The organism is Pedobacter agri (assembly GCF_032678665.1).
In the GTDB taxonomy this organism is placed as follows: Bacteria; Bacteroidota; Bacteroidia; order Sphingobacteriales; family Sphingobacteriaceae; genus Pedobacter; species Pedobacter agri_A.
This window is the reverse complement of sequence record NZ_JAVTSH010000005.1, coordinates 182654-208797: the sequence shown is the minus strand read 5'-3', so window position 1 is coordinate 208797 and position 26144 is coordinate 182654. Positions and strand designations below refer to the sequence as shown.

17 protein-coding genes and 1 tRNA gene are annotated in these 26144 nt (G+C 39.0%); 8 read left to right on the top strand and 10 right to left on the bottom strand.

What is annotated here, in order from left to right; translation table 11 throughout:
* Nucleotides 1-57: 57 nt before the first annotated feature.
* The 7 genes from R2Q70_RS12165 to R2Q70_RS12135 form a co-directional block, all read right to left on the bottom strand.
* A complete protein-coding gene (locus tag R2Q70_RS12165) occupies nucleotides 58-990 on the bottom strand; it encodes a dihydrodipicolinate synthase family protein (RefSeq protein ID WP_316807849.1) in 933 nt (310 codons plus the stop codon).
* Between the two features lie 51 nt (nucleotides 991-1041).
* Nucleotides 1042-2610 (bottom strand): sodium:solute symporter, encoded by a 1569-nt coding sequence (locus tag R2Q70_RS12160; protein ID WP_316807848.1) that lies wholly within the window; start codon nucleotides 2608-2610, stop codon nucleotides 1042-1044.
* A 301-nt stretch (nucleotides 2611-2911) separates the two neighbouring features.
* Nucleotides 2912-6400, bottom strand: coding sequence for a malectin domain-containing carbohydrate-binding protein (locus R2Q70_RS12155; protein ID WP_316807847.1), 3489 nt, complete (start codon nucleotides 6398-6400; stop codon nucleotides 2912-2914).
* Nucleotides 6401-6445: 45 nt separating this feature from the next.
* A complete protein-coding gene (locus R2Q70_RS12150) occupies nucleotides 6446-9259 on the bottom strand; it encodes a glycosyl hydrolase family 95 catalytic domain-containing protein (RefSeq protein WP_316807846.1) in 2814 nt (937 codons plus the stop codon).
* Between the two features lie 3 nt (nucleotides 9260-9262).
* Complete coding sequence (locus tag R2Q70_RS12145) at nucleotides 9263-10855, bottom strand: glycoside hydrolase family 28 protein (RefSeq protein WP_316807845.1); 1593 nt, start codon at nucleotides 10853-10855, stop codon at nucleotides 9263-9265.
* A 15-nt stretch (nucleotides 10856-10870) separates the two neighbouring features.
* A complete protein-coding gene (locus R2Q70_RS12140) occupies nucleotides 10871-12424 on the bottom strand; it encodes an MGH1-like glycoside hydrolase domain-containing protein (RefSeq protein WP_316807844.1) in 1554 nt (517 codons plus the stop codon).
* Nucleotides 12424-15168, bottom strand: a complete 2745-nt coding sequence (locus R2Q70_RS12135; protein ID WP_316807843.1) for a hypothetical protein — start codon at nucleotides 15166-15168, stop codon at nucleotides 12424-12426. The genes R2Q70_RS12140 and R2Q70_RS12135 overlap by 1 nt, the downstream gene beginning before the upstream one ends.
* Before the next feature lie 330 nt (nucleotides 15169-15498).
* On the opposite strand from R2Q70_RS12135, the gene R2Q70_RS12130 reads away from it, so the two are divergent.
* The 5 genes from R2Q70_RS12130 to R2Q70_RS12110 all read left to right on the top strand — a co-directional run bounded on the left by R2Q70_RS12130 (nucleotide 15499) and on the right by R2Q70_RS12110 (nucleotide 19639).
* Nucleotides 15499-16263, top strand: coding sequence for an SDR family oxidoreductase (locus R2Q70_RS12130; RefSeq protein ID WP_316807842.1), 765 nt, complete (start codon nucleotides 15499-15501; stop codon nucleotides 16261-16263).
* 25 nt (nucleotides 16264-16288) lie between these two features.
* Complete coding sequence (locus R2Q70_RS12125) at nucleotides 16289-17143, top strand: fumarylacetoacetate hydrolase family protein (protein ID WP_316807841.1); 855 nt, start codon at nucleotides 16289-16291, stop codon at nucleotides 17141-17143.
* Between the two features lies 1 nt (nucleotide 17144).
* Nucleotides 17145-17474 (top strand): L-rhamnose mutarotase, encoded by a 330-nt coding sequence (locus R2Q70_RS12120; protein WP_316807840.1) that lies wholly within the window; start codon nucleotides 17145-17147, stop codon nucleotides 17472-17474.
* 9 nt (nucleotides 17475-17483) lie between these two features.
* A complete protein-coding gene (locus tag R2Q70_RS12115) occupies nucleotides 17484-18305 on the top strand; it encodes an amidohydrolase family protein (protein ID WP_316807839.1) in 822 nt (273 codons plus the stop codon).
* A 155-nt stretch (nucleotides 18306-18460) separates the two neighbouring features.
* A complete protein-coding gene (locus tag R2Q70_RS12110; RefSeq protein WP_316807838.1) occupies nucleotides 18461-19639 on the top strand; it encodes an alpha-hydroxy acid oxidase in 1179 nt (392 codons plus the stop codon).
* Between the two features lie 237 nt (nucleotides 19640-19876).
* Here R2Q70_RS12110 and R2Q70_RS12105 read toward each other — a convergent pair whose 3' ends face one another.
* The gene (locus tag R2Q70_RS12105) at nucleotides 19877-21025 is read right to left on the bottom strand and encodes an aldose epimerase family protein (protein WP_316807837.1); all 1149 of its coding nucleotides are present in this window, start codon (nucleotides 21023-21025) and stop codon (nucleotides 19877-19879) included.
* Nucleotides 21026-21155: 130 nt separating this feature from the next.
* Here R2Q70_RS12105 and R2Q70_RS12100 point away from each other — a divergent pair, with 130 nt between their 5' ends.
* The 3 genes from R2Q70_RS12100 (at nucleotide 21156) to R2Q70_RS12090 (ending at nucleotide 22768) form a co-directional block, all read left to right on the top strand.
* Nucleotides 21156-21827, top strand: a complete 672-nt coding sequence (locus R2Q70_RS12100) for an HAD family phosphatase (protein WP_316807836.1) — start codon at nucleotides 21156-21158, stop codon at nucleotides 21825-21827.
* A 1-nt stretch (nucleotide 21828) separates the two neighbouring features.
* Nucleotides 21829-22518, top strand: coding sequence for an NUDIX hydrolase (locus tag R2Q70_RS12095; protein ID WP_316807835.1), 690 nt, complete (start codon nucleotides 21829-21831; stop codon nucleotides 22516-22518).
* 177 nt (nucleotides 22519-22695) lie between these two features.
* Nucleotides 22696-22768, top strand: a tRNA-Lys gene (locus tag R2Q70_RS12090).
* Nucleotides 22769-23154: 386 nt separating this feature from the next.
* Here R2Q70_RS12090 and R2Q70_RS12085 read toward each other — a convergent pair.
* Together R2Q70_RS12085 and R2Q70_RS12080 are read right to left on the bottom strand one after the other, a co-directional pair.
* Nucleotides 23155-23367 (bottom strand): hypothetical protein, encoded by a 213-nt coding sequence (locus R2Q70_RS12085; RefSeq protein WP_316807834.1) that lies wholly within the window; start codon nucleotides 23365-23367, stop codon nucleotides 23155-23157.
* 176 nt (nucleotides 23368-23543) lie between these two features.
* Entirely contained in the window at nucleotides 23544-25949 is a 2406-nt protein-coding gene (locus R2Q70_RS12080) for a TonB-dependent receptor (protein WP_316807833.1), read from the bottom strand.
* Nucleotides 25950-26144 lie beyond the last annotated feature (195 nt).

Sequence of the window (26144 nt, the reverse complement as noted above, 5' to 3'; positions counted from 1 at the left end):
AATTTAGAATGTTGATCTCACAAGTTATTAATTTATGAGGAAAAATTGCAAATTTTTCTAGATAAACATTTGTATATTCAGGTCACTTCTCAAAGCGGTATAATCATCATATAATTTTTCTATTTCTTTCTCGATACCTGGCGTAAAGGCACCCACATTCCGCCTGGTAAATGTGGAAATATCCAATCCCCTCTTTTGTAGAAAGTACTTAGATACAATGGGATATACATTATGCATCACATCCATATTATCGACAATAAATTGCTGAACGATTGCAACCTCATCCTTCATCAGTTCGTTATCGTAATGATCGCAGAGCCACACAATGAGTTCTGGAAAATAGTTCCCCTGAATGCAGGACAGACCAGAGGAACCGGCTTTTAAAGATTCTACCGCATGAACCATGTATGCATCGTATAAACCAAAGGCATGTCCGTCGGTTAGCCGTAGTTTCTCTTTAATCTGAACGAGGTCTAAACAAGTATCCTTATGATAAATTACTCTGCCTGTGGCAACAAAATCAGCCAATTGCCGGGGTTTCAGCACACGTTTGTATGGCACCGGGCACTCATAAAACCCTATTGGAATATCCGGTGTTTGATCGAATAAATCAAAAACACGTTCATTAAATACTTCATCGGTTTCATTTTCATCAGCCAATAAACTGGTTATGGCAATCACTGCTTCCACGCCCAAATCACTTATTGCTTTTACAAAATCGGCTTGTTTCGAAATCGCTCCTCCAAAGGTTCCGGTGGCCACTACAGGCACAGCTCCATCCGTAATTTTAATTACATGTTTAACAGCTTGAATTCGTTCCTCATCAGACAACTCAAACATCTCGCTTGATAAGCAATTCGCAAATAAACCTGATGCACCGGCCTGTAAATAAATTTCAGTTAATTGTGTTAATGCCGGATAATCGATGTTTCCATTGCTCAAAAAAGGCGTGAGCATAACCGGAATGAACCCTTTTTGTGCGTTTTCCATCTCTTAGATAAGTAAAGTTTATAGTTATTGTTAATGGTTATGGTGCTGTGTTTACTTTTCCTTTTTAATCTTTGTCAGAAAAATCCCTACCAGAAATATGGTTAAAGTTCCAACTACAATGATCATATTTTTGTGCAGCGGATTTCGAAAAGCTTCATATTGAGCAGGAAGAAGTGAAGAAAATGTCATCCAAATTATGACTACAATACCGATAATGGTGGCAATAATTGCTTCATGATTTTTAGTTTGCTTACTTACTATTCCTAGTAGAAAAAGCCCAAGCATACCTGCGGCAAAAATCCCAGATAGTTCCCACCAAACATCGAGTATACTCTTCACGCCAATCATGGCAATTCCAGCAATCATACCCAGTAAACCAAAACCTACGGTTGCAATATGAAGCATGGATAGGTTTTGCTTTTCGGTAACGTTAGGTTTAAAATATCTCTTATAAATATCAACCGAAAATACAGTTGCTGAAGCATTCATGCCCGAACTGATTGTACTCATTGCCGCAGATAAAATTGCGGAAACTATTAAACCAACCAATCCGGCTGGAATTTTCGTCACCATAAAATGAGGCATAATCTTATCGCCATAATCTGATGGCAAAAGTGAATTTTGCAATTTCAAAATTTCTGCAGACGAGGCTCCAACATGCAGCCTCTCTACCGCAACCTGGTGTTTGATTGACTGAACCAAATCTGGATTAACTTCATAATAGGCGAACAGGCAAGATCCGATAACAAAAAAAAGTAAGGATGCCGGGATATACAACCAAACGCACAACCAGATTGATTTTGATGCAGCTTTGCCCGACGATGCCGTATGATATCGCTGGATATAATTTTGGTCCATCCCAAAGTTGTTCAGGTTAATGAAAAAACCATAGAGCAACACGACCCAAAATGAAGAACCTACAAAATCTAATTTGAAACTTCCTAAACTAAACTTATCAGCTGTTTTTCCAATCTCTACAATTTTAGTAACGCCGCCCGGCATATTGCTGATGATTAAATAAAGGATGAGCAAAGCACCCAGGGTTTTTACAACTGCCTGTACAACTTCTGTCCATATTACAGCCTCGATTCCTCCTAAGACAGTATAAAATATGATGCAGACTCCCATTACAATCATGATCATTTGCATCGAATATCCAGTTAAAGCCTGTAAGCTCAGGGCGATACCAAAAAATATGGAGCCCATCCTGGCCAATTGGGTGAGCAAAAAGCAGATTACGGCATAAACCCGAGCCCAGGCGCCGAAGCGTTTTTCTAAATGGGTATAAGCCGATATTTCACCTGTATTCCGGTAAAATGGAACAAAATATTTCGATGCCACCCAGGCCGCCAAAGGCATGGAAATACTAAATACAAAGGCATTCCAATTTCCGCCAAAAGCTTTCCCGGGAACGCCCAAAAAAGTATTGCTGCTTAAAAATGTTGCATAAATGGATAAACCTATTGCCCATCCGGGAATGAGGCCCGAGGCTTTTGTGAAAGCTTCGGAATTTTTATTTTTTCTCGAAAAATAAACCCCAACTAATATCATCCCAACAAGGTAAATGAAGATGATCGCAAGATCGAAAATCGGAAGACCTTTCATTACTTGTTGGCTCATTATTAATTTGGTTAAAACAAATATGCATTTCTAAACATCAGCAATTATATAAGATTTTGGCTTAATGTTATATGTTCTTTTCTAAGTTAAAAGTTATAGGTTGAAGGTTACAGGTTAAAAGTTAAATGTTAAAAGTTAAATGTTGAAAGTTGAAGGTTACAGGTTGCGGGTTGAAGGTTAAATGTTGAAAGTTAAATGTTGAAAGGTTTGAGTTCCGCAATAAAAAAATTTCATATTCAAAATCCTGTTTTCCAGCGTTTAATAATGTCTGAAACTATCACTCACAACTTTTAACCATAAACTATTGCACGTCCAGCGCATCAACAGCTAAACCCTTAGCTTCCGTTGCTGTTAAACGCACTTTATAACTTCCGGCATTGATCATACTACCTGTACTCGTGTTGAGATAATTCCACTTTCCGGCCTTTGATGGCGCAAACTCAGCCTGCTCAGTCCGCATTAACGTTCCATCAGCAGAAAAGAATTCGATTTTTGCTTTCATAGGTTGATTAGATGGATTGTGATATTTTATCGTGAGTGAATACGTATCGGCAACACCCACGCCAATTGACCATTCTAAAATACCACCTGCACTTTCTTTAAAAATCACACGAGGTTTATCCATCAAATCCTGCCGGACAATGCTTTGTCCCATTAATTTAGCGTCTGTTGCTTTATAGCTCGTTACCGTTTTTAAATCATAGGCTGGCTCAAGGTCACTTATTGGAGCAACCGCTAGCACGGCTATTCTGCCATTCAAAACTACTTTTTCGTTCGCCTTAAATCTATTTCTATAAATATTAATCTTTTCTCCTGCGCTATTTTCAACCTGCATGTTAGTATTCTCAATTGCTACTGGCTGTGGCCCATCGGCAGAAAAACCTACAAAAACATTAGCTTCCGTATTCACACTAAAAGTTAAATTTTTGATATTTTTCTTAACCTGAATCCATTCTGCACCATATAGATTTGATGGCAACGAGGTAAACACTTCTGGTGAGTCCATATATTGTTGGTCACCAATATCCATCCAACTGTTTAATTTGTAATCACTGCCTGGCTGAAGGTTTATAATCGAATTGCTTTGATTTTCTGATACTTCAATTGCATCTAAACTGGCAACAGCAATGGCAGAAATTACGGCTTGCCCAACTTTAACCTGAGGAAATGAAACTACTAATTGTCCTGCTTTACTATAAGCTTTTACGGTTTTCTTCAGGACTTTGTTCGATCCAACTTCCTTCCAAATGTCTAAATCTTTCAAAACCGTTTTATCGTTGATGGCCACATCGAATATTCTCATTTTTTCAGCATTCATCCCACCGCCAATACCCAACCAAGGCTCGATGAAGTATAATTCAACTAAATACTCGCCATCTTTAGGAACGGGAAAACTAAACTTCAACTGGTCTCTTCCGTATCTGAATGATTGAAAAAGTTTCCAATCTGCACTTCCACTTATTGGCGAAAACGTTCTCCGCTGACTGGCAAAAAAAGCCGGCACACCAGGAAATGCTGAAGTCCAGGAAGTGGAACCATAGTGTTGATTATTCGAAGCTAATTGCTGATCAGCCAACCATTGATTACCTATATGATCCTGATAAGCCGGACCCCCACAGTTTAACCTGTACAAATACTGATAGTTTTTTTGTGCCGCTAAAACATTTGTAGTTTCAATTAAACGTTCAAAATTGGGCGATTTCGGCAAACTATTTAGTACGATCTGATCTTTAGCAACCACTTTTCCATCAACATAACCCACCGCATAAAGTACATTGTATTTAATGTTTGGCTTGTTCCATTGAAAATGCGTTCCAATTACGCCCCGTTTTTGCTTCCCTAAAGATTCACCGTTTACATCATTAAACAGTTCTACTTCATCACAATTCGAATAAACAACAACACTATCTTTTATTCCAGGCTGGTTCCATCTGTTTGGCCAGGTATGCGAAACAATGTAAACCATTGGCTCAGTTTTCTTTGGCGCATAATTGGCCCTGAACATGTAAAAAACATCAGTGGGTTCCTCCCACGGCGTAAACATTCCTTTGTAATTCACAGGACCAACACGATCCAGATCACGCAAACCCTCGCCACCCTGTATACGGCCAGGATTATCATGCGAATTGTAAAGCCAGAAAAAATGTCCTGCTGTTTGATCTTTAACCGTTTCTGCCAAACGCACTTTGGTTTCCATTAAATCGGTCATTTTATTTTCCGTATAATTCTTTCCGTTTACATCCACATCATGCAAATCAATGGTTCGCCATGCGCCATATTCTCCAACCAATACCTGCCTTTTCAAATCTTCACCATACGTTAAAGGATTTCCACCATAAGTTCCGGTCCAGTTTTGAGGCACATCCCAATCGGTGCCCTTACCACCGTTACAAGTGGTTACTTTTCTTTGTGATGAAGCCGTTGGATCAAGCTTGCGAATGAGTGCTGTACACTCTTTGGCAAAATCTTCGGGTAATGTACTTTCATTTTCCAGACCCCATAAAACCACCGCCGGGCTATTTCTGCGTTCTTTTACCCAGTCTGTCAGCAGTGATTTGAAATTCTTTCTGAATTCAGGCGTATCGTACCAAATGTGCGCTGCCATCTGCGTCCAGCATAAAATACCTTCTCTATCCCAATAATCAGAATACAACAGGTTATGTGGTTGATGGGCATCGCGAAAAGCATTAAAACCTGCCGATTTAATTTGCATCACCCTGGAATGAATTTGTTCATTGGTAAAGGCATGGCTTTGCCCGATGAGATGTTCATATTCAGCTATACCATTTATAAAAACTGGTTTTCCGTTTAATAGAAACACTTTTTGATTGGCCAAATCGCCAATTGGCCAACTAATCCATCGGATACCGTACGGCGTTTTTATTACATCAACCACCTTTCCATTTTCAATGATGGACGTTTTTAGTGTATAGAGATACGGATTTTCTAAAGACCACAATTTCGGATTTAAAATCTCATCCGTTTGCTGTGCAACATCTATTGTTTTTCCTGCCGGAAGATTGATTTTTTTGGATAGTGTCTTTTCAATATTTCCTTTGGCATCTAATAACTGATTGAGTACCGTGAGGGTTCTGGTTTTAGCAGAATAATTTTTTAGGGTTGTTACAAAATTCAGGACGGCTGATTTCTCGGAGATCTGATTATCGTTCCAAATGTGAAGGCCGAATGGTTCGATACGCACATCATTGGTTACAATTAAGTGCACCGGACGAAAAATGCCCATTGGCTGAGAGCCTTCAGAAAAACCCCGTTCGGTTGAACAACCACCATCTACCCAGGGCAAATCCTGAATATTTGCAGGATGGTCTGCCCGAACAGCCAGAAGGTTATCCTCGTTATTTAATTTAATTGTTTCCGTAACATCCAATGTAAATGTTGTTCTTCCACCAGCATGATAACCGACTTGTTTTCCATTGAGCCAAATCGTTGCATATGAACCCACGCCTTCGAAATAAAGAAAAAACCGTTTACCTGATTTCGCTTCATTGCTTTTAAAAGTTTTTCGGTACCAGGCGTAACCATGTTTATTGCCATGAAGTTTACGCTGATAGCCTTCGTATTGATCCCAGTTATGCGGCACATTTACTACTTTCCAATTGGAAATTTTATAGCCCGAAGATTGAAAACCATTATGCGCTTTAATGTCTTTTTCATCAGCAACGGTTTCCCAGTTCGCGTTAAGCGAAATATCTTTTCGAAGACTTTGAGCATAAGTTCTCGATAATAAACACAGAAAAAAAATGGTAAATAATGTCTTTTTATTCTTCATAAAATAATCCTCTGCCATTAATAAATTTCGGCGATAATGAGTCGATTAGAATTTCAGGTCTCCGTTCAATTTATAGCTTTCACCCGCTTTGGTATTGAACTCAATTTCTTTATCAAGATATTTAACCTTGCATTTTTCGCCTCTAAGTGATTTTAAGAGTACTGATTTCAACTTCCCACCACCCCAAATCAAATCTATTTCAAAACCACCCCTGGCCATTAATCCGCTAATATTTCCATTAGGAATTTCTGTTGGTAAGGCGGGCAAAATGTCAATATAACCTTGATGACTTTGTAAAATCAGTTCTGCGATTCCGGCGGCACCGCCAAAATTTCCGTCGATTTGAAATGGCGGATGCGCATCGAATAAATTCACGTAAGAACCGGCACCACTATTTGCAGGCTTCATCAGCATTTTAATCAGTTTCATCGCGTGATCGCCATCCTTGAATCTTGCCCAGAAATTAATTTTCCATGCCAGGCTCCAGCCAGTAGCTTCATCACCACGGTAAAACAATGATTTTCTCGCAGCATCCATCATCTTTAAATCACTCTTCCAGGTAATATCATCGCCAGGATAAACGCCCCACAAATGTGAAACATGACGATGCTTGTTCGTGGTATCATCTTTATCTTCCAGCCACTCTTGCAATTGACCATACTTGCCGATTTGATTAGGAGCAATTTGCTTCATTTTAGCGTCAAGCGTTTTACGGAATTCAGCATCAACATTTAAAATTTCTGCTGCAGCAATGCTATTCTTAAACAGTGAGCGAATAATTTGATGGTCCATCGTTGGTCCGGCAACTAATCCTCCATTTTCAGGAGAATTTGAAGGAGTACTTATCAACCAGCCCGTTTTCGGATCTTTAACCAAGAAGTTATCGAAAAACAAAGCAGCCTGTTTCATTAACGGATAAGCTTCATTTCTTAAAAAAGTTTGGTCGCCAGTAAAGGCATAATGCTGCCACAAATGCTGACTCAGCCAGGCCGCACCGGTAACCCAGATGCCGTGGTTGGAAGCGTTAATTGGTGCGGTGCCATTCCATAAATCAGTATTGTGGTGCAGCACCCAGCCCGGGGCGTTGTAATATTCTTTGGCCGTTTCGGCTCCGCTTTGTGATAATCCCTTAATTTTGTTGAACAGCGGCTCGTTTAACGCTGAAAGATTTAGGATTTCTGCTGGCCAGTAGTTCATTTCCATATTAATATTGGTCGTGTATTTACTGCCCCAGGGTGGAGTTAATAAATCATTCCAAATACCTTGAAGATTGGCTGGCTGTGTACCCGGCCGCGAACTTGAAATAAGCAAGTAACGGCCATACTGTGTGTATAACGCTGCGAAACCGGGATCATTTGAAGTTGCAAACTTATTCAATCGCTCATTTGTAGGAAGATTTTCGTTCCCTGATTGCCCAAAATCTACCTGGAATTTATTGTAATAACTTTGGTATTCCTGAACATGGCGCTTTCTGACATCAGCGTACACCATCCCTTTTAGGGAATTCAACGCCTTTGTATTGGCAGCCGCCGGATCTCCAGATACATCCTGAGCATTAATGAAATTGGTTCCGGCGGTTAAATAAAGCGTTACTTCATCAGCTTTGCTGATACTGACTTTATTGTTAAGCACCTTCACGGTACCATTTTTTAATACAGCGGTTAAGCGGCTTTCGCCCTTTAACGCACCATCTTTCACCTGTACTGAAAGTGAAATGGTGTTGTTTCCCAATGTTTTAACAACCGATTGCTGATGGAGACTTGACAACGCCGCAGTTAAATTGATTGATGCTTTTTTATCGGCACTTAGATGAATCACAATCGCCTGATTGGGCTGGCTGGCGAAATATTCCCGGCTATAGTTTACGCCAGCGACAGTATATTTGGTGTGGGCTATGGCAGTAGTTAAATCTAAAGAACGTTTGTAATGAGTAACCGAAGCCTTGTGTTGAAATGTTAGGTTTAAATCGCCAAATGGCTGATAACTGGCCTGATATTGTGCTACCGCTGGTGGACTTTGATTTTGAATTTTATATTTCCAGGCTTTTACCAACGATATTCCCTGCTCCACTTTCGAACCAACGGGATAGATTCCTATTTTTTTTGTCGTGTCCTTGTAACCGCCAATTCCACCACGATCATAATAGTTTAATACTTGAATGGCAATTACATTTTTCCCCGGCTTAATTAATTTCGATGGAAGACTATATTTTCTCGCTTCGGTGCCATCAGTATTCCCTACTAAAACCCCGTTCACGTAGGTAAAATCCTGATCAAAAATTTTGTTGAGATCGAGTATTAAATCTTTTCCCGACCAGTTTTGAGGCACATCAAAAGTAGTTCTAAACCAAACTGCGCCATCTAGATTCTCCAGGCCAAGCGTTTCCCAGCCTTCGTAAGATGGAACCGCAATAGTTTTCCAGAGTTTGTCATCAAAATTTATTGACGAAGGATTTCCGAAAATTCCTTTTCCAGCTTTCATTTCTGCAATCCAGGCTTCCCGATTTCCAGGTTCACTTTGCAAACCCATAAATTCTTTTTGTGCCAGAACCTCTGCTTCCTTTTGTTTTCCCTCGAAAAGTAATTTTCTAATCTCGGGAAGATATTTGTAGGCACCTTTGCGATTATAAATCCGGGGTTTTCCGGTCCAGAGTGTTTCTTCGTTAAACTGGATACGATCGTTTTCCACACCCGCAAAAACCATTGCACCTAACCTGCCGTTACCAATCGGTAAGGCGTCTGTCCACTTTTTGGCAGGTTGGTTATACCACAATTGCTGATTCTTATCCTGCGCCCAAAGAGATGAAGCAGTCGTAGCTATTGCAAAAGCAATGAAAAAAAACTTCGAACTAAACCCCATCAATTATTGACCTTTATCTGCAGAAACATAATCGATGGCTTCATACACATCTTTCTCTTTCTTTACCCCAACTCTGGCGTTTTTAAAGTTATTGTTGCCTAAAGAAATATTTTTTGTTCCGGCGCCGCTTAACTTCAGATAATTTGCGGTGCCCAGAACTGGAAACGAATTATACAAAAATAAATCACTCACATTTTTCAAGTCGATAACTGCAGCATTATTATGCGGCGTGTATGTTTTAAGTCCATCGACCACCAAATTATTTACCCTCGAAGCTTTTAAGGATGGACCTAACTCGGTATTTACCTGAACATTATGAAATTCAATTTTATTTGAAAAACTAATATCGAAACCGGTTTTAGCGTCCATATTGATATCATTAAACGTGATATTTTCAATTGGCATTTCCTCTAGCCCATTTAAATATGCAGCCTGGTTTACCTGACCGGTGATGTTACTGAAATGGATATTTCTGAATTTAGGTGTGCGATCTGAAACCGGCTCCACATTGGTTTTGGCATACTGCATATCTAAAACAATGGCCTGCTGCTTAATATTTTTCATGATGATGTTGCTCACGCGAATTTCTTCTACAACTCCGCCTCTACCTCTCGCTGTTTTAATTCTAATTCCGCGATCAGTTCCATCGAATACACAGTTGGAGATTGTAATTTTACGAACATCACCAGACATTTCACTGCCTATTACCACGCCACCATGACCTGATAACATTGTACAATTGGTAATCACATAATTTTCTGCTGGTGTTGCCATTCTTCTGCCAGGCTCATCTTTTCCAGATTTTATCGTAATACAGTCATCGCCAACGCTGATGTGGCAATCTGAAATGTGAACATTCTTACAAGATTCCGGGTTAATACCATCTGTATTTGGCGAATGAGGATTATTTATCGTTACGGCATGAATTTTCACATTTTCACTAAATTCCGGATTAACCGTCCAAAAAGGAGAATTCCGGATGCTGATGCCATCAATTAAAACATTTTTGCAAAACATGGTTTGAATGAAAGGTGGACGAAGAAAACCACGTTTCATCTGCTTCGGATCATCAGGCAACACAATGTCTTTATTCAGCCTATCAAACTCGTACTGCCATTTTGAGCGGGCCTGACCTTCTTTGTAGCCTTCAACAAAATCCCACCATTTCTTTCCATGTCCATCTATAAGTCCGCGGCCGATAATCGAAATATTTTCAGCTTTGTAAGCATAAAACAATGGTGAAAAACTTTTCACATCGACGCCCTCATACCTGCTTTCAACCATTGGTAAATAATCGTCAAAATTATCGCTAAAATGCAATTCAGCTCCTGCATCAATGAAAATTGTAATGTTACTTTTTAAATGAATGGCTCCGGTTAAATATTTACCTGCAGGAAAATACACCGTTCCTCCACCTGCTTTTGAAGCTGCATCTATTGCTTTTTTAATGGCTACGGTAGCTAATTTACTGCTATCGTTTTTTGCGCCATATTTGATAACATTGTAATATGACTGTGCCTGAGCTGAATTTAAAGCCACAACCAGAACCATAAGGGTTGACCAGAATTTCACAGCACTTACTAAATTTTTAAACATGATAATTTCTTTTTACTAACCGATTGGAACTTTTACAGGCTTTAATCCGCTGGAGCGATAGATTTGCTTGCCATCAACGAAAATCATAAAACCTTTTCCTTTATTATATTTTTTCCCGTTTTTATCCCAAATTAAGGTAACTATTTTATCGTGATAAGTCAAATTATCCAAGGCAAACCAATTCCATTGATTTTTTGGAATTAAGGGATAAATTTCCAAAATATTATCCTGTCTAGGTTTTACACCGATAAGATCATTTATAATTAAATCATTAAAGGTAGAGTGGTTATAAAAACTACTTCTGGTATTATCGCCTTTTAACCATTCACCTGTTTTTTCATCCTGATATTCACCGATGTAAGGTTTGCCATTTTTAACATGAGAAGCGGCATACTGATGCAGTTCTGTATAGAAAACCTTCGCATTCATTTTGCCATGATTTTTGTAATTCGTTAGCAAATTTGCGAGCCCTTTTAACGTTTGTGAACTGGCAAATGGCCAAAGTGCACCGTCCCATTCGCAGCTGTGTCCGGTGCCACGGGTTCTGAAAGTTGGCTCTCTACGCTCTGCCGTAGTTAAACCCCATGGTGCTTTGAAACCTGCTGTATCCAGCAATTGGTTCCAGGCTTTTGCATATTCGGCTTTATCATCTGGCAAATTGAAATCCCAGGGTGTAAAACCAATCGCCTCACGTACATTGGATGAACCGCCTTTTGCTTTTCTGGTTTCGAAAAAAACTTCCGACGAATTCCACAGGCTATCTTGAACCAGTTTTTTAACAGCTGCAGCTTTTGCCTGGTATTTAGAAACAAGAGCCTGATCGTTGAACAGGGTAGCGATTTTAGTTAACGCGATGGCGTTTCCATACATGTAGCTGTTAATGGTTGGCCGTTGGTTCTGGTCTCTTCTCGAACCGCTTACCGATTCTTCCATACCATCTTTAACATCATGCTGCCAGAATAAACCGTTTTTTAGTTGTCTTTCACTTTCCCATTTCTCATAGTCTTTATCCAAAGCAGGCAGAATGTCTTTTAAAAAGCCCTGATCAGGTTTAACCAGATAATTTTGATAAACCGCATCATCAACCCAGCTGCTGAACTGGTGAAAACGCTGTTTGGTTTGACCAACATCGGCTTTGTACAGCCAGAATTTGATATAATCTTTAAGGTAGCTGTTATCTTTTAGCCAGCGGCCTTCGTAAATGTGATGCCCTAAAGCACAGCTGATGGAGTTATACTTCCCAGCATGTTTTACCGGCTCAATAAATTCAGTAAAGATGAATCCCTCCGGAGTTTTTACTAAGTGCTTGCGGAAAGTCCACCAACGGTAATAGTAATTTTGTTCCAGTACCGAATCGGGGCATTCAAAAACAGGAGCCTGATCGGCCAGCCAGTTAAATGCCTCAGCATTCGGAATGTAATTCTTAACGGCTTCATCATCAATGGAATTAAAATAAGTAACATATTTATTGAGTTTCTCATTACCAATGATTGATTTCTGCTGTGCAAAACCAGTTAATGTCGCAATCGACAATGAAACCGTTGCTATTAAATTTCGTGTATTTCTCATTATTCGAATAACCAATCTATGTCTTTACCTCTACCATCTAAACCAGCATTGAAGATACGCAGTTCCTGTTTATCATCAATAAATCCTAACATCAAACATTCTCCTTTGCCTAAATTCAAAGTATGCGTTCCGGCAGGGAAAGAATACGCATGAACGTTTGCTGGTGGAAATCCGTTTAACACCAAAGCATTTGAGATTTTAATTTCCGATTGACCGTAATTATTAGCACTTGCATCGGTTTCCAATTGTGGCGGTGCCAGATAATTGGGATTTTTCTGGTTAAAAAATCCAATCAACAATTTAACAGGAACTTTGGTAGAAAACCTAATCTCCGTGCCAACTTTAAGTTGTTTTTCTTTCGAAATTTTAATCCCTTTTAAACCAACCAGCTGCTCAGCAACCTCTTTAATCTGGACATTGGTGTCGGCAAAAACCTCAACATTTTTATTGATGAGATAAGTTCCGGTTTCGTTTAAGACCTTAACATCTGCTGCTTGATAAGGAACAATTTTCGCAGCAGTAGCACCATTTAAAGATTTCAAAGAATCAATGCTTTTTTTGAAATGGCTTAATTCTTTAGTGAAAACCGGCAACATTTCTTTCCAGTGGATAAAAGTTTTGTCCACGCCCCTCATCGGGATTTTTCGTTGCTTAGTCTGCATGCTGTTGGCATACAAATAACTATCTTCTGTGAGCTTAACCAGTTTTGCATAATGATCTACACTTTTTTGAAGAAATGGCAAAGCCTGCTCCAGATCTGCCACATTGTTTGAATATTTAAAACGTAAGATCCAAAGTGCTGACTTTACCTTTTCGGCGTAGAAGTTAGCCATTTCATCATAACAGTACATGTCGTTTTTTAGGCGTTTGAACTCTTCCACATCTTTGGTGGCTTTTACCGTTTCAATAGATGCTAACCCTTTTTTACCATGCTCAACAACTTCTTTTGCTACCTGAACTGGGGTTTCGCCGATGTGCCCCTGCTTTTTCCATTCCTTTTCAGCATAATCAATAATCATTTCACCTTCAGGCGCTTCCGATTCGTACATTAAAGTAAATAAACCGTAACGGAAAGGATTGATCAACTGAGTCATCAACATGCCCAGGGTAAGTGTTTGGCGATTACCATCTGTAATTCCGTACCTGCGCAAAAGTTTTGGTGAAATTTCTCCGGATTCTTCATATGCATTAAGAATCGATTTTCCATCTGCTAAGCTTGAACCATATTTATCTGCAAGTTGCTTACCCCAGTAATTAATTTCCTGTGAACGGTCTCTTTCCGATTTCCAGGCATAACGGGCCCATTCTTTGTACCAGATCCAGTCGCGATCTACCTCTAAAATTCTCCCTTTTACATCATCGGCAGCATAAGGCCAATCCCAATAACTGTGTTGCGGATACAAATGCAAACCTTTGGCATTGTAAATCTTATTCATCGCCTGCACTGATTTCTGGATAAAATCAGCAGATCCATATCTGAAAGGCTCCAAATTCGCGAGAATGTGAACGTTTGAAATATTTACGGTGCCAATTGCAGCAAGTTTTCTATTCAGATCGGCCCAGGCGCCACGCGGTCCGTAAGTGGTGAGTGCCTCTCCATTAAATTTATTCTCGGTATACAGATTTTTGTAAAATGGCAAAGCGGCTTTCATTACGGCAGGCGCATCGGTATCATGAGCACGTAAAACGATGGGTGGCTCTTCTTTAATTCCGGCTGCTTTTAATCCATCTTTCACACCCGGAATAATGGTTTTAGTGAACCAGTCAATATCATCCTGACCAACACCTTCCATCGCTTCACCTAAAGCAACCATTAAACCCACGTTTGGATATTTCGCCACAAAAGCAGCGATTGATTTCTGTGTATAATCCGCAATTAGTGGAATAATCGGGCGATTGCGATCTTGTGTTTTTAAGCCATGTTTATCGGCAAAAGGTTTCGGGATGATGATATTGTAAAACATCTGAATCACCCAGATGCCACGTTTATCGGCTTCTTTTGTTAGGAAACGAAAAATCTCCTCATTTTTTTTCAAGGTTGCATCATCAACCTCAACTGCATAAGGATATTCTTTAAGCCGAAGCAAAGAAGAAAATGGGTGTCCGTTCCACAAATAAAGTGAGTTGTAACGGTTATCAACCATCATATCCAAATACTTTATCCACAGCTTTTTATCGTATAACCATGGGAAAGATTCTTCGGTATAAGGATATTCATAAACATCATGACCGGGAAGGTAATCGGGTTTTTGCAAGCCAATACAAGTACCACGCAATACCATTTCAGGATGATCAGTTACTGCAAGTTTAGTGGGCAGACTTTTATTTTCAGCAATCCTGTCGATTAAATCAAGGCAGCCATATAAAGTTCCAGAATGATCGGCACCAATAATATATAGTGTACCATCTTGATCGTAAGAAATTAAAAACCCCTCCTTACCAGCTTCCAAAGCCTTATTAGCCATAGTAACAGGATATTTTGTTTTTAAAACCCTGTCATCTACTGATCCAATTACAATGGAATTTTTCCCTTTACTAACATTTTCACGGTAATTTACTACGGTAAATTTGATATCATAACCTTTACTACGTAATGTATTCATTAATCGTTCCAGACCATACTTTTCACGTTGTCCGCTTTGCGATGAAACATAAATGGTTTTAGATAATGGTGCAGATTCTGCCGACTGGACAACTGTTTGATTAATAAAAAAAAGGAAAATAAAAATCAGAAAATTTCTCATTCAATTTGGTGATTGTAGAAACCCTGCAAAATGTGGTTTCTGATGATATTTGGTTAAATTGTTTATTTAAATATAAATAAATTATTCAAATATAAGTAATATAGCGTTTTCATTTTGTAATATTTCTGCAAGGTAAACCCTAAAAGCAGCCAACCAGTTATGTTATGATAAGATAAAACAACGTTTAGGCAATAATCGAAAGTTTTTAATCAAGATTATCTGCTTAATTTGTATGCTGATAAATTTTATAGCTAGGGATTTTATAGCTTAAGTTTTAGTCATTAACATGTTTTAACCAAATGATCAATAATTTCAACCGAATAAAAGTATATGTTTTCATTACAAAATAAACGAGCTGTTGTTACCGGAGGCGGTAGCGGAATTGGCAAAGCCATAGCCACAATTTTAGCCAAACAAGGTGCCGAAGTTCACATTATCGAACTTGGCAAAGAACAAGCTGAAACGGCTTTAGCTGAAATTGAAAGTACCGGAGGAAAAGCTTTTATTTACGCTTGTGATGTTTCTGATCATAAAGCAGTTAAAGAAGTTTTTAATCAGATTGGACAGATTAATATCCTGGTTAACAATGCCGGAATTGCACACATTGGCAAGGCTGATACCACAGAAGAACCTGATTTCGACCGTGTACTGCGTGTTAACGTTAAGGGTGTTTACAACTGTTTATATGCCGCCATTCCACAACTAAAATTAGCAGGTGGTGGTGTCATCATCAATATGGCTTCCATTGCGGCTTTAATTGGTTTGCCAGACCGTTTTGCCTACAGCACGGCAAAGGGCGCTGTGAAGGCCATGACCATGAGTGTGGCAAAAGACTATATCGGCGAAAACATCAGGTGTAATTCCATTTCGCCTGCCCGTGTGCATACTCCATTTGTAGATGGATTTTTGCAAAAAAACTATCCTGATAATATTGATGAAATGTTTGAGAAATTATCAAAAACTCAACCCATTGGCAGAATGGCGAAACCTGAAGAAGTTGGTGCATTAGCATTATACCTGTGCAGTGATGAGGCATCTTTTATTACTGGCTGCGATTATCCTATTGATGGCGGTTTTACTACTTTAAACAACTAATACAACTCTATAAATACATATAAAAATGAAATTAATACGATTTGGCGAACTAGGAGCTGAAAAACCAGGAATCATTGTAGACGGAAAATATTTTGATGTTTCATCATTGGTAACAGATTACAATGAAGCCTTTTTTGGTGGCGATGGCCTGGAAAAACTAAAAAATGATATTGAAGCTGCTGATTTACCGGAGGTTGATCAAAACGTTCGTTTAGGTGCTGCATTGGCTCGTCCTTCAAAAATTATTTGCGTTGGGTTAAACTATAAGGATCACGCTGCAGAAACCAATGCACCGATTCCTGCTGAACCAATTTTATTTTTCAAAGCTACCTCAGCAATTGTTGGTCCGAATGATGATTTGATCATTCCAAAAAACAGTAAAAAAACAGATTGGGAAGTGGAATTGGCCATCGTTATTGGTAAAAAAGCCAGTTATGTTACTGAAGAAAATGCTTTAGATCATATTGCAGGTTATGTTTTGCATAATGATTACAGCGAGCGTGAATTTCAACTGGAAAGAAACGGTCAATGGGTCAAGGGAAAAAGCTGCGATACATTTGCCCCTATCGGACCATTTATTGCCACGCAAGATGAAATTGCCGATGTACACAATCTTCGTCTTTGGTTAACCGTTAATGGCGAAACTTTGCAAGACGGAAACACTTCGAACCTAATATTCAATGTTCCTTTCATGATTTCTTACATTAGCCAGTTTATGACTTTATTGCCTGGAGATGTAATTACCACCGGAACACCTGCAGGTGTAGGCTTAGGACAAAAACCAGAACCTTGGTATTTAAAAGCTGGTGATGTGGTAGAATTAGGCATTGATGGCTTAGGAAGCAGTAAACAAGTGGTGAAAGCTTACAGCGAAAACTAATATGAGACGATACTGCTTTACGCTCGATTTAATTGATGATGACGAACTTATTGCTGCATACAAGCAGTATCATGAAGCCATTTGGCCCGAAATTGTAGAAAGTATCAAATCTTCAGGAATCACCGATATGGAAATTTACCTTTCCGGAACTCGTTTATTTATGATTATGGAAACGATTGATACTTTCTCATTTGAAAATAAAGCAAAAGCCGATCTTGAAAACCCTAAAGTTCAGGAATGGGAAACCCTGATGTGGAACTACCAGAAAGCTTTACCAAATGCCAAACCCGGAGAAAAATGGCGGTTAATGGATCAAATTTTTAAACTATAAACTATTTTTATGATTGACGCTCACGTACATTTCTGGAATTTTGATCCCGTTAGAGATAGCTGGATTACCGATGAAATGAATGCCATACAGAAAGATTTCTCGCCAAAAAATCTGATGCGCACCTACAACGACCTTCAAATTACTGGTTGTGTGGCGGTTCAGGCCAATCAATCGGAAGAAGAAAATGAGTTTCTACTTACGCTGGCCGAGCAAAATGAAATGATTAAAGGAATTGTGGGCTGGATAGATCTAAAAAATCCAAACTTACAGGGTCGGTTAAACTACTGGAACAATTTTAAGAAGATAAAAGGCTGGCGTCATGTGCTGCAAGCTGAAACCGCTGAATTTATTCTCGATCAGGATTTTATTGCCGGCGTTAAGCAGTTGAAAAATTTCGGGTACACTTACGATTTACTTTGCTACCACAATCAGTTAGACAGCATCATCAAGATGGTAGATCAACTTCCTGATCAACCTTTGGTACTCGATCACTGTGGTAAACCTGATGTAAAATCACAAGACTTAAAAAACTGGTCGGCAAACATTAAAACCCTTGCTCAAAACCCGAATGTGCTTTGCAAAGTTTCTGGTTTGTTGGCCGAAGCAGATTGGAAAAACTGGAAAGAAACTGAGCTTTTCAATTGCTTTGATGTAGTTTTTGAAAACTTTGGTTGCCAAAGGGTGATGTACGGAAGCGACTGGCCAGTGATGTTAATCAGTCGCCCATACCCGGATTGGTTTAATCTTGTATGGAAATACGCTGAAAGATTTAGTGAAACAGAAAGAAAATTAATTTTCGGAGATAATGCAAAAGCTTTTTATAGGCTTTAGTTGTGCTTCTAATCTCACACTGGTTTTCAACGAGCGTGGAATGACCCATCGTACTTTACGATAAAAACATAGCAGATAGAACAGGACGGATAATCTAAATTTAAATGTTAGTTTTCGCTTCCAAAATAATGATCTGACCAATATAATATTTACATATGAGTAAAAAGATTACATTCCCATACCATCCACAATACCCATCCGTAGCCGATTTAAGGAAAAAAGCGAAATCAAGGATACCAAAATTTGCGTTTGATTATCTGGAAGGTGGTTGTAATGAGGGACTTAATTTAGCCCGGAATGAAAACGATTTCGATAATATCTACCTTAAACCAAATTACTTACGTGTTGGTGGAGATATCGATATGTCGGTTGAATTATTCGGTCGTCGTTACAGCGCACCATTTGGCATATCGCCAATCGGTTTGCAAGGTTTGATGTGGCCAAATGCGCCTGAAATTTTAGCAAAGGCTGCTGCGAAAGCGGATATCCCATACACCTTAAGTACTGTATCTACCAGTAGCATCGAACGCATTGCCGAAGTATCAGATGGTAAGGCCTGGTTCCAATTGTATCATCCTACAGAAAATAGTTTAAGAGATGATATTTTAAAACGCTTAAAAGCCGTTGAATGCCCGGTGTTAGTGGTTTTGGTAGATGTACCTGCATTTGGCTTACGTTACAAAGAAATTAAGAGTGGTTTATCTATTCCACCAAAAATGTCGATCAATAACATTTTACAGGCTTTTGCCCGTCCGCTGTGGGGAATTAAAACCTTGCAACATGGCATTCCATCTTTTGCTACGCTGAAACCCTATATGGAAAAAGGAATGGACATGTCGCAATTAGGACAGTTCATGAACAAAACATTTACCGGCAAGGTTGATATTGAAAAGGTTTCTGCCATTCGTGATTTATGGAAAGGTCCTCTGGTATTAAAAGGAATTGCAACCGATGAAGATATGCAGGCCGCTATCCAAATTGGTGCTGATGGTGTGATTGTTTCCAACCATGGCGGCAGACAAATTGATGCAGGCGAATCTTCTATTAACTCGTTGATTAAACTGGCAAACAATCCGTTATACAAATCAAAATTGAAGATTATGTTAGATGGAGGTATCCGTTCGGGGGTTGATTTAGCCAGAGCGCATGCCGTTGGCTCAGAATTCAACTTCATGGGCCGACCTTTTATGTATGGCGTTGGCGCACTGGGCAACGAAGGCGGAGATCATACCATCAACATGTTCAAAACACATTTGTACCAGATTATGCAACAATTAACCATTGAGAAGGTTACGCAATTTCCCGATCGCCTATTGGAGCCATTGAAACCCTAAATCCCCTAATAAGGATTTCCGCAAGGAGCAGAAACCATTTTGCATCAAAATGAGATTGCTTCTCCCGATGAAGTACCGGGATCGCAAAGACGAAAATCTTAATTACGGAATCAGAGAAAAACAAAAAAGCAAGACTAGTCGGTCTTGCTTTTTTTATTTATTTCAATTTGATACGATTGATAACCCGTTTAGGAACAGCCATCTCGCCTTTTAAACTCTTTTTATGGGGTTGGTGGGTTATTTAAACTTATACGTCGTGCTGGTTTTATAAGTTTCTCCCGGCTTCAATACCGTTGAAGCGAAATTCGTATGATTTGGTGCATCAGGGAAATGTTGTGTTTCTAAACAAAAAGCAGAACGGTGAGGATAAGACTTGCCACCTTTACCATCTTTATCTTCTCCGGTTAAAAAGTTTCCACTATAAAACTGTAAACCTGGTTCAGTGGTATACACTTCCATCACAATTCCGGTTGCGGTACTTTTTACCGTTGCCACAGGTGTTTTATCGTCATGTTTCTTTAACGCAAAATTATGATCATAACCTTTACCAAATTTGAGTTGTTCTTCACTTGCATCAATGGCTTTTCCAATGGTTTTTGCTTTATTAAAATCAAACGAAGTTCCGGCTACAGCCTGCAATTTCCCTGTCGGTATCAAGGTAGCATCTACAGGCGTGATAGAATCAGCGGCAATCGTCAGTTCGTGATCCAGGATGGTTTTATTTCCCTCACCATTTAAGTTAAAATAAGCGTGATTGGTTAAATTAACTATTGTGGTTTTATCCGTCGTGGCTGAATAATCAATTTGTAAGGCATTATCGTCTGTTAAAGTATAAGTTACTTTCACATCCAGCTTGCCAGGATAACCCGCTTCTCCATCATTTGATACATAACTTAGTTCCAGCTTTTGTCCGTCAACCTGCTTCGCGTCCCAAACTTTCGAAAAGAAACCATCTGTTCCGCCATGTAAAGTATTTACACCATCATTTAACTGTAGCTGATAGGCCTTACCATCAAGGGTAAACTTTCCCTTACCTATCCTATTGCCATAACGGCCAATTAACGCACCAAAAAATGGTTCGCCTTTTTTACGATAAGAGCCAATACTATCATAACCTAAAACCACATCCACTAATTTATGATCCTTATCTGGAACGAGAAGCGATACCACTCTCCCGCCATAATTGGTAATTGTAACGGTTGCACCTGATTTATTTTTCAAAGAGAACAGCTTTACACTTTTTCCATCAATGGTAGTGGTATATTTTAATGAGTCCTTTTCAACTTTGGTTTCAGTGCCCTGGTCACTTTTAGAATTACAAGCAAACAATGTTGCCGACAAACAGATTGCAGCAATTGGGAAGCCTTTTAAAAATATTCCTTTCATATAGATTTATTTTGGTTGATTGCTAAAGTATGAAAAATAAATTAACGTTATTCTAACGATTATCATTTTATTTCGGTTAATATTGAGCGGATTTATCTACATCAGAAAAAATCACATAATTTAGCAACCTATGGAAGATTTGAATTTCAAACCCAAAGCCATTATTTTTGATTTGAACGGAACCATGATCGATGATATGAAATATCACACCCTGGCCTGGCATTCGATTATGAATGATGACCTAGGTGCCAGCTTAACCTACGAAACCGTTAAAAAGGAAATGTATGGTAAAAACCATGAGGTGCTGGAACGCGTATTTGGTAAACATAAATTCAGTGTAGAAGAGGTAGAAAAACTATCTTTTGATAAGGAGAAACGTTATCAGGAAGGCTATTTCCCACATCTGGCTTTAATTGATGGACTAGATAAATTTCTTGGAAAGGCAAAAGAAAACAGTATCGCCATGGCAATTGGTTCTGCTGCAATTCCTTTTAACATAGATTTTGTGGTAGATGGATTAAATATCAGGGATTATTTAACTGCCATTGTAAGTGCCGATGATGTTCTGACCAGTAAGCCAGATCCTGAAACCTTTTTAAAAGCTGCCGAAGCGCTGGGCATTGAACCTGATGACTGCCTGGTTTTCGAAGATGCGCCAAAGGGCGTTGAATCCGCGTTAAATGCAGGCATGAAATGTATTGTGTTAACCACTACACACAAGGTTGAAGAATTTGATGAATACAGCAATATTTTGGCTTTCATCGCTGATTATAAAGATGAAAAATTAAACTCTCTTTTTTAAAATGGCAAAGTATTTAAATCAAAAACCCGTACTGGTAGCTGTTGATTGCATTATTTTTGGTTACGATGGCGATCAGCTTAAACTTTTAGTAATCAAAAGAGCCATTGAACCTGTAAAAGACCAATGGAGTTTAATGGGTGGTTTTATTGGTGAAAACGAAGACCTGGATGGTGCCGCAAAAAGAATTCTTTTGGAACTCACCGGCCTGCATGATGTTTACCTGGAACAGCTCCATTCTTACGGCAGTCCAAACCGCGACCCAATTGAACGTACCATTTCTGTTGTATATTTTGCCTTAATCGATATCAATAAATACAGCCAACAAATTAACGATCAATACCATGCAGAATGGTTTAAGCTTAAAGAGGTACCCGAACTGATTTTTGACCATGATGAAATGGTTAAAGCGGCGATGGACAAAATCCGCTACCAGGCGGCCCTCCATCCTATCCTGTTCGAGCTGTTACCGAAAAAGTTTACCATTCCGCAATTACAGGCTTTGTACGAACAGGTGTACGATTCTCCTATTGATAACAGAAACTTCATCAGAAAAATCACCGCCAGTGGGCTTTTAATTAAACAAACGGAGAAAGATAAATCGAGTTCGAGGCGTGGTGCTTTTTATTTTAAGCTGGATAAAAACAAACACAAGGCACAATTTCAGTCGTTTTTAAATTTTATACCCAAGTAATATTTTTTTTTAAAAAAAATTTAAGGGGCACGCGTAGCGGATACGAAATTATAAATCAGGCACTTGACTTAACATTTTTTTAACACGGATAAATACCCCTTAAATAATTTTAAAAAAACATTTGCACGATTAATTTTTATCTCTATATTTGCACCTCCTTAAACAACAAGGGAAAATGATTCCGTAGCTCAGCTGGTAGAGCATTACACTTTTAATGTAGTGGTCCTGGGTTCGAATCCCAGCGGGATCACAGAAAGCCTCACAGAAATGTGGGGCTTTTTTGTTTGCATTATATCCAGATGGCGTTTGTTTTTTCGCTTTAGATTTGAGTGAAGCAGAGTTGGCAAACACTTAAACAAGACATGGTTTTATGCTATCGGATTGCAAATTCGAGGCTATATTTATTTCGAGATGCCCTGAAGAACATCTCGAAGAGCTGAATTAAGGCTAGTCTACATTCCTTATCTAAAAGGATCGTAACACAAGTTTTATATATGTGTAGCGACTTTTTTGGCTTAACCATAAATATTTGCCAACCCATTTTGCTTAGGCGTATTGAGTTTAAGATCCATTTGTGAATTCACGGAACAAAAGAAAGCCCCGATTATTCGAGGCATAACTTGTAATCATTAATTTCTAGTTCAGCGTATCAATCGTATTCAGATACACCGCTGCTATTAAACGTTCTTCTAATTTTTCTATGCCATCTAGCACCGAATGCTTCAGCGCAATTGGCGCATTCGATTCATCTACCCACTGTCTCATGCGGGTAATTTTTTCTTCAATTTCAAATAATCTGAATTGTATTCGGGCAGTTTCTTCCACCATTTCCACAAAACTGTTTCTCATAACCATCTATTTTAAAGTCCATCCCTATGGAAGAATCTTTATTAAACAACATTCTTAAGCTCCTGATTGTTTTGCCATTAGCTAAATCTACCGTCAGTAAACAAACATTATTCCACATTTATTTTCGAAAAAAAATGCCACATGATTTCTCATGTAGCACCTTGTTAATTTTTCGCTTAGAATCGGTAGCCGATACTTCCAGAAAATGTTCTCGGCCGCATTGGCTCAAGTGTAGTCCAACCTTTATAATATTCTTTATCGGTTAAATTATCCAGTTTCAAACCAAAAGTAAAAGCGCCTGTAGCGTATGATGCTGAAGCATTTAAAATGGTGTAAGACGGCAAAGTAAATACACCTACAGTTGCGTCATTTACGATATTGTTTTCGCCTGCATAGTTTCCGCCAAAGCCGAAACCTAAACCTTTAGCAGCACCCTGGGTAATTTTGTAACTTAACCACAGGTTTACCAAATCTTCAGGACCAGCGGCAACTGGTCTCCTGCCTTGTACATTCGCACCTGCATTAGTCAGCTTACTTTTGTTTTTAGAATAACCGGCGATAATGTTAAATCCATCGAACGGGTTTGCGATAATTTGCGCTTCGAAGCCTTTGCTATATTGGTCGCCACCCTGAGTGTATTGGTTTAAACCAGTGCTTAATACAATATTCGACACCTTAATATCATAATAACTCAATGAGCCAGATAATTTACCATCAAACAAATCTGATTTAATACCCGCCTCTAACTGGTTGGCGTGTTCAGGATCGAAAGTCGTAATCACATTGGCACCACCAACCAACTGGTTGATTGGCGCAACATTTTTGAAGCCGTTCATATAATTACCGAAAACAGATAACTGATCTTGAATAACCTGATAAACCAATCCGAATTTTGGTGATAATGCGGTTTGCCCGTATCGGTTTGCAGCAGCAACACTTAAACCTGCATTTCTAAAATGATCTATACGTAAACTTGCCATGGCAGACAATGCCGGTGTAATATTAAAAACATCAGACACATAAGCACTGTAAATTGATTGTGTTGATCTGGTATTACCCCCGTAGCCTGCTGTGGCGATGGCGTTATCTGCTGCCTGGCTGGTTAAGTTTTCAGCTGCCGGAACCAAAGGATTAACCGATCCGAAAAGTGCATAATTGGAACTATTGTTAATCGAAGTCGCCAGGTAATAATCTAAGCCGGCAACAACTCTATTGCGCATGTTACCGATTTTGAAATCGCCGGTAAAGTTCTGCTGAATATCTGTCGTTTCCGTTGTAGAATTCTGGTTGGTAATGTACCTCGAAAAAATACCATTACCTGATACAGGAACATTATTTACAGAAGCTACGCCTTCAAATAAATAGGTATAATAACCTTTCGATTTTGCCGTACCTCTGGAAACGATGGTTTGTGAATTCCATTCATCAGAAATTTTATAATTCATTTGTGCCTGAACCGTAGTCACAGGATTACTCATAGAAAGTGCGTTACTGGTGTAGGACTTCCGGTTATCATAACCTAAACCATCGAGCGTAGTTGTTCTTAACGGATAACTTCTGTTGAAGAAAAGCATCGTTGGATTAGTGCCATCAGAAATTAAAAACTGGGCATTGAACAAAAACGATAATTTCTCATTCACCTTGTAAGATAAGGATGGCGCAAAAAATCTTGATTTCCTGAAACCAGCATCCTGAAAGCTACTTTCGTCGTGGTAAGCAGCATTCATTCTGAACAAAACTTTATGATCAGCATCCAGCGGTGTATTTACATCAGCTGTGATACGGTTTAAACCATAACTTCCGGCAGTATAATTCACCTCTACCATTTTATTGTCAAATGGCTGTTTGGTAACGGTGTTAATCAAACCACCGTATGAAATTAAACTGCTGCCATATAAAGTACCTGATGGACCTTTCAAAACTTCGATTCTTTCTACGTTAGAAACATCCAGACTTCCATTTGTTAAACCCGGTAAACCATTTACCAGCGTTGGTTGAACAGCGAAACCTCTCAAAGAGAAATAACCTGCACCATCTCCTCCTCTACCTGATGATGACCAAAGTTTGTCGATCCCAGGAGCGTTTCTCAACGCATCATCAAAATTGGTTACCAGTTGATCAGCTAATAATTCCTTTGCAATAACCGAATAAACCTGTGGGTTCTCTAAATTGCTTAACGGCATTTTCGAAACAAACTGGCTCTCTTTGGCGAAATATTTGTTTTTCTTTCCGCCGCTCACCACAACTTCCTTTAGCTGTTGGTTAGATGCTTTTAAGGATAAATCTAAAACAGCAACCGACCCAGCAGTTACGGTTACCTGACCTGATGCCGGCGCTAAACCGACCAATCTGGCAGTGACTGTATAAGTACCAGCAGGAACATTTTTAAGTGTATAATTACCAGATTTGTCGGCCGTGGTATTTGCAATTCCTTTTATGGTTACCTCTACGGCTTCAGCAGAAACGCCATCAGAGGTTTTAATTGTTCCTTTAACCGTGCCAAAATTAACCTGCGCCAAAGTTGTAAGGCACATCAATAGCAATGCAAACGTTGAAAGATAAAATTTGTAAATTTTTAACATATTATTTAGAATGATTATAAACGGCAAACATACAAGAAGAACAACCACTCAAACAAACGTTATTTATAATGATTACAAATAATACATTGAAATGACATTCAGCATATATTGATGCTCGGTTTGCCGCTAATTCTCTCGACCAATCATTTTATGGCGTAATAAAAAGGTGATTTTATTTAATAATAGGCAGCTATT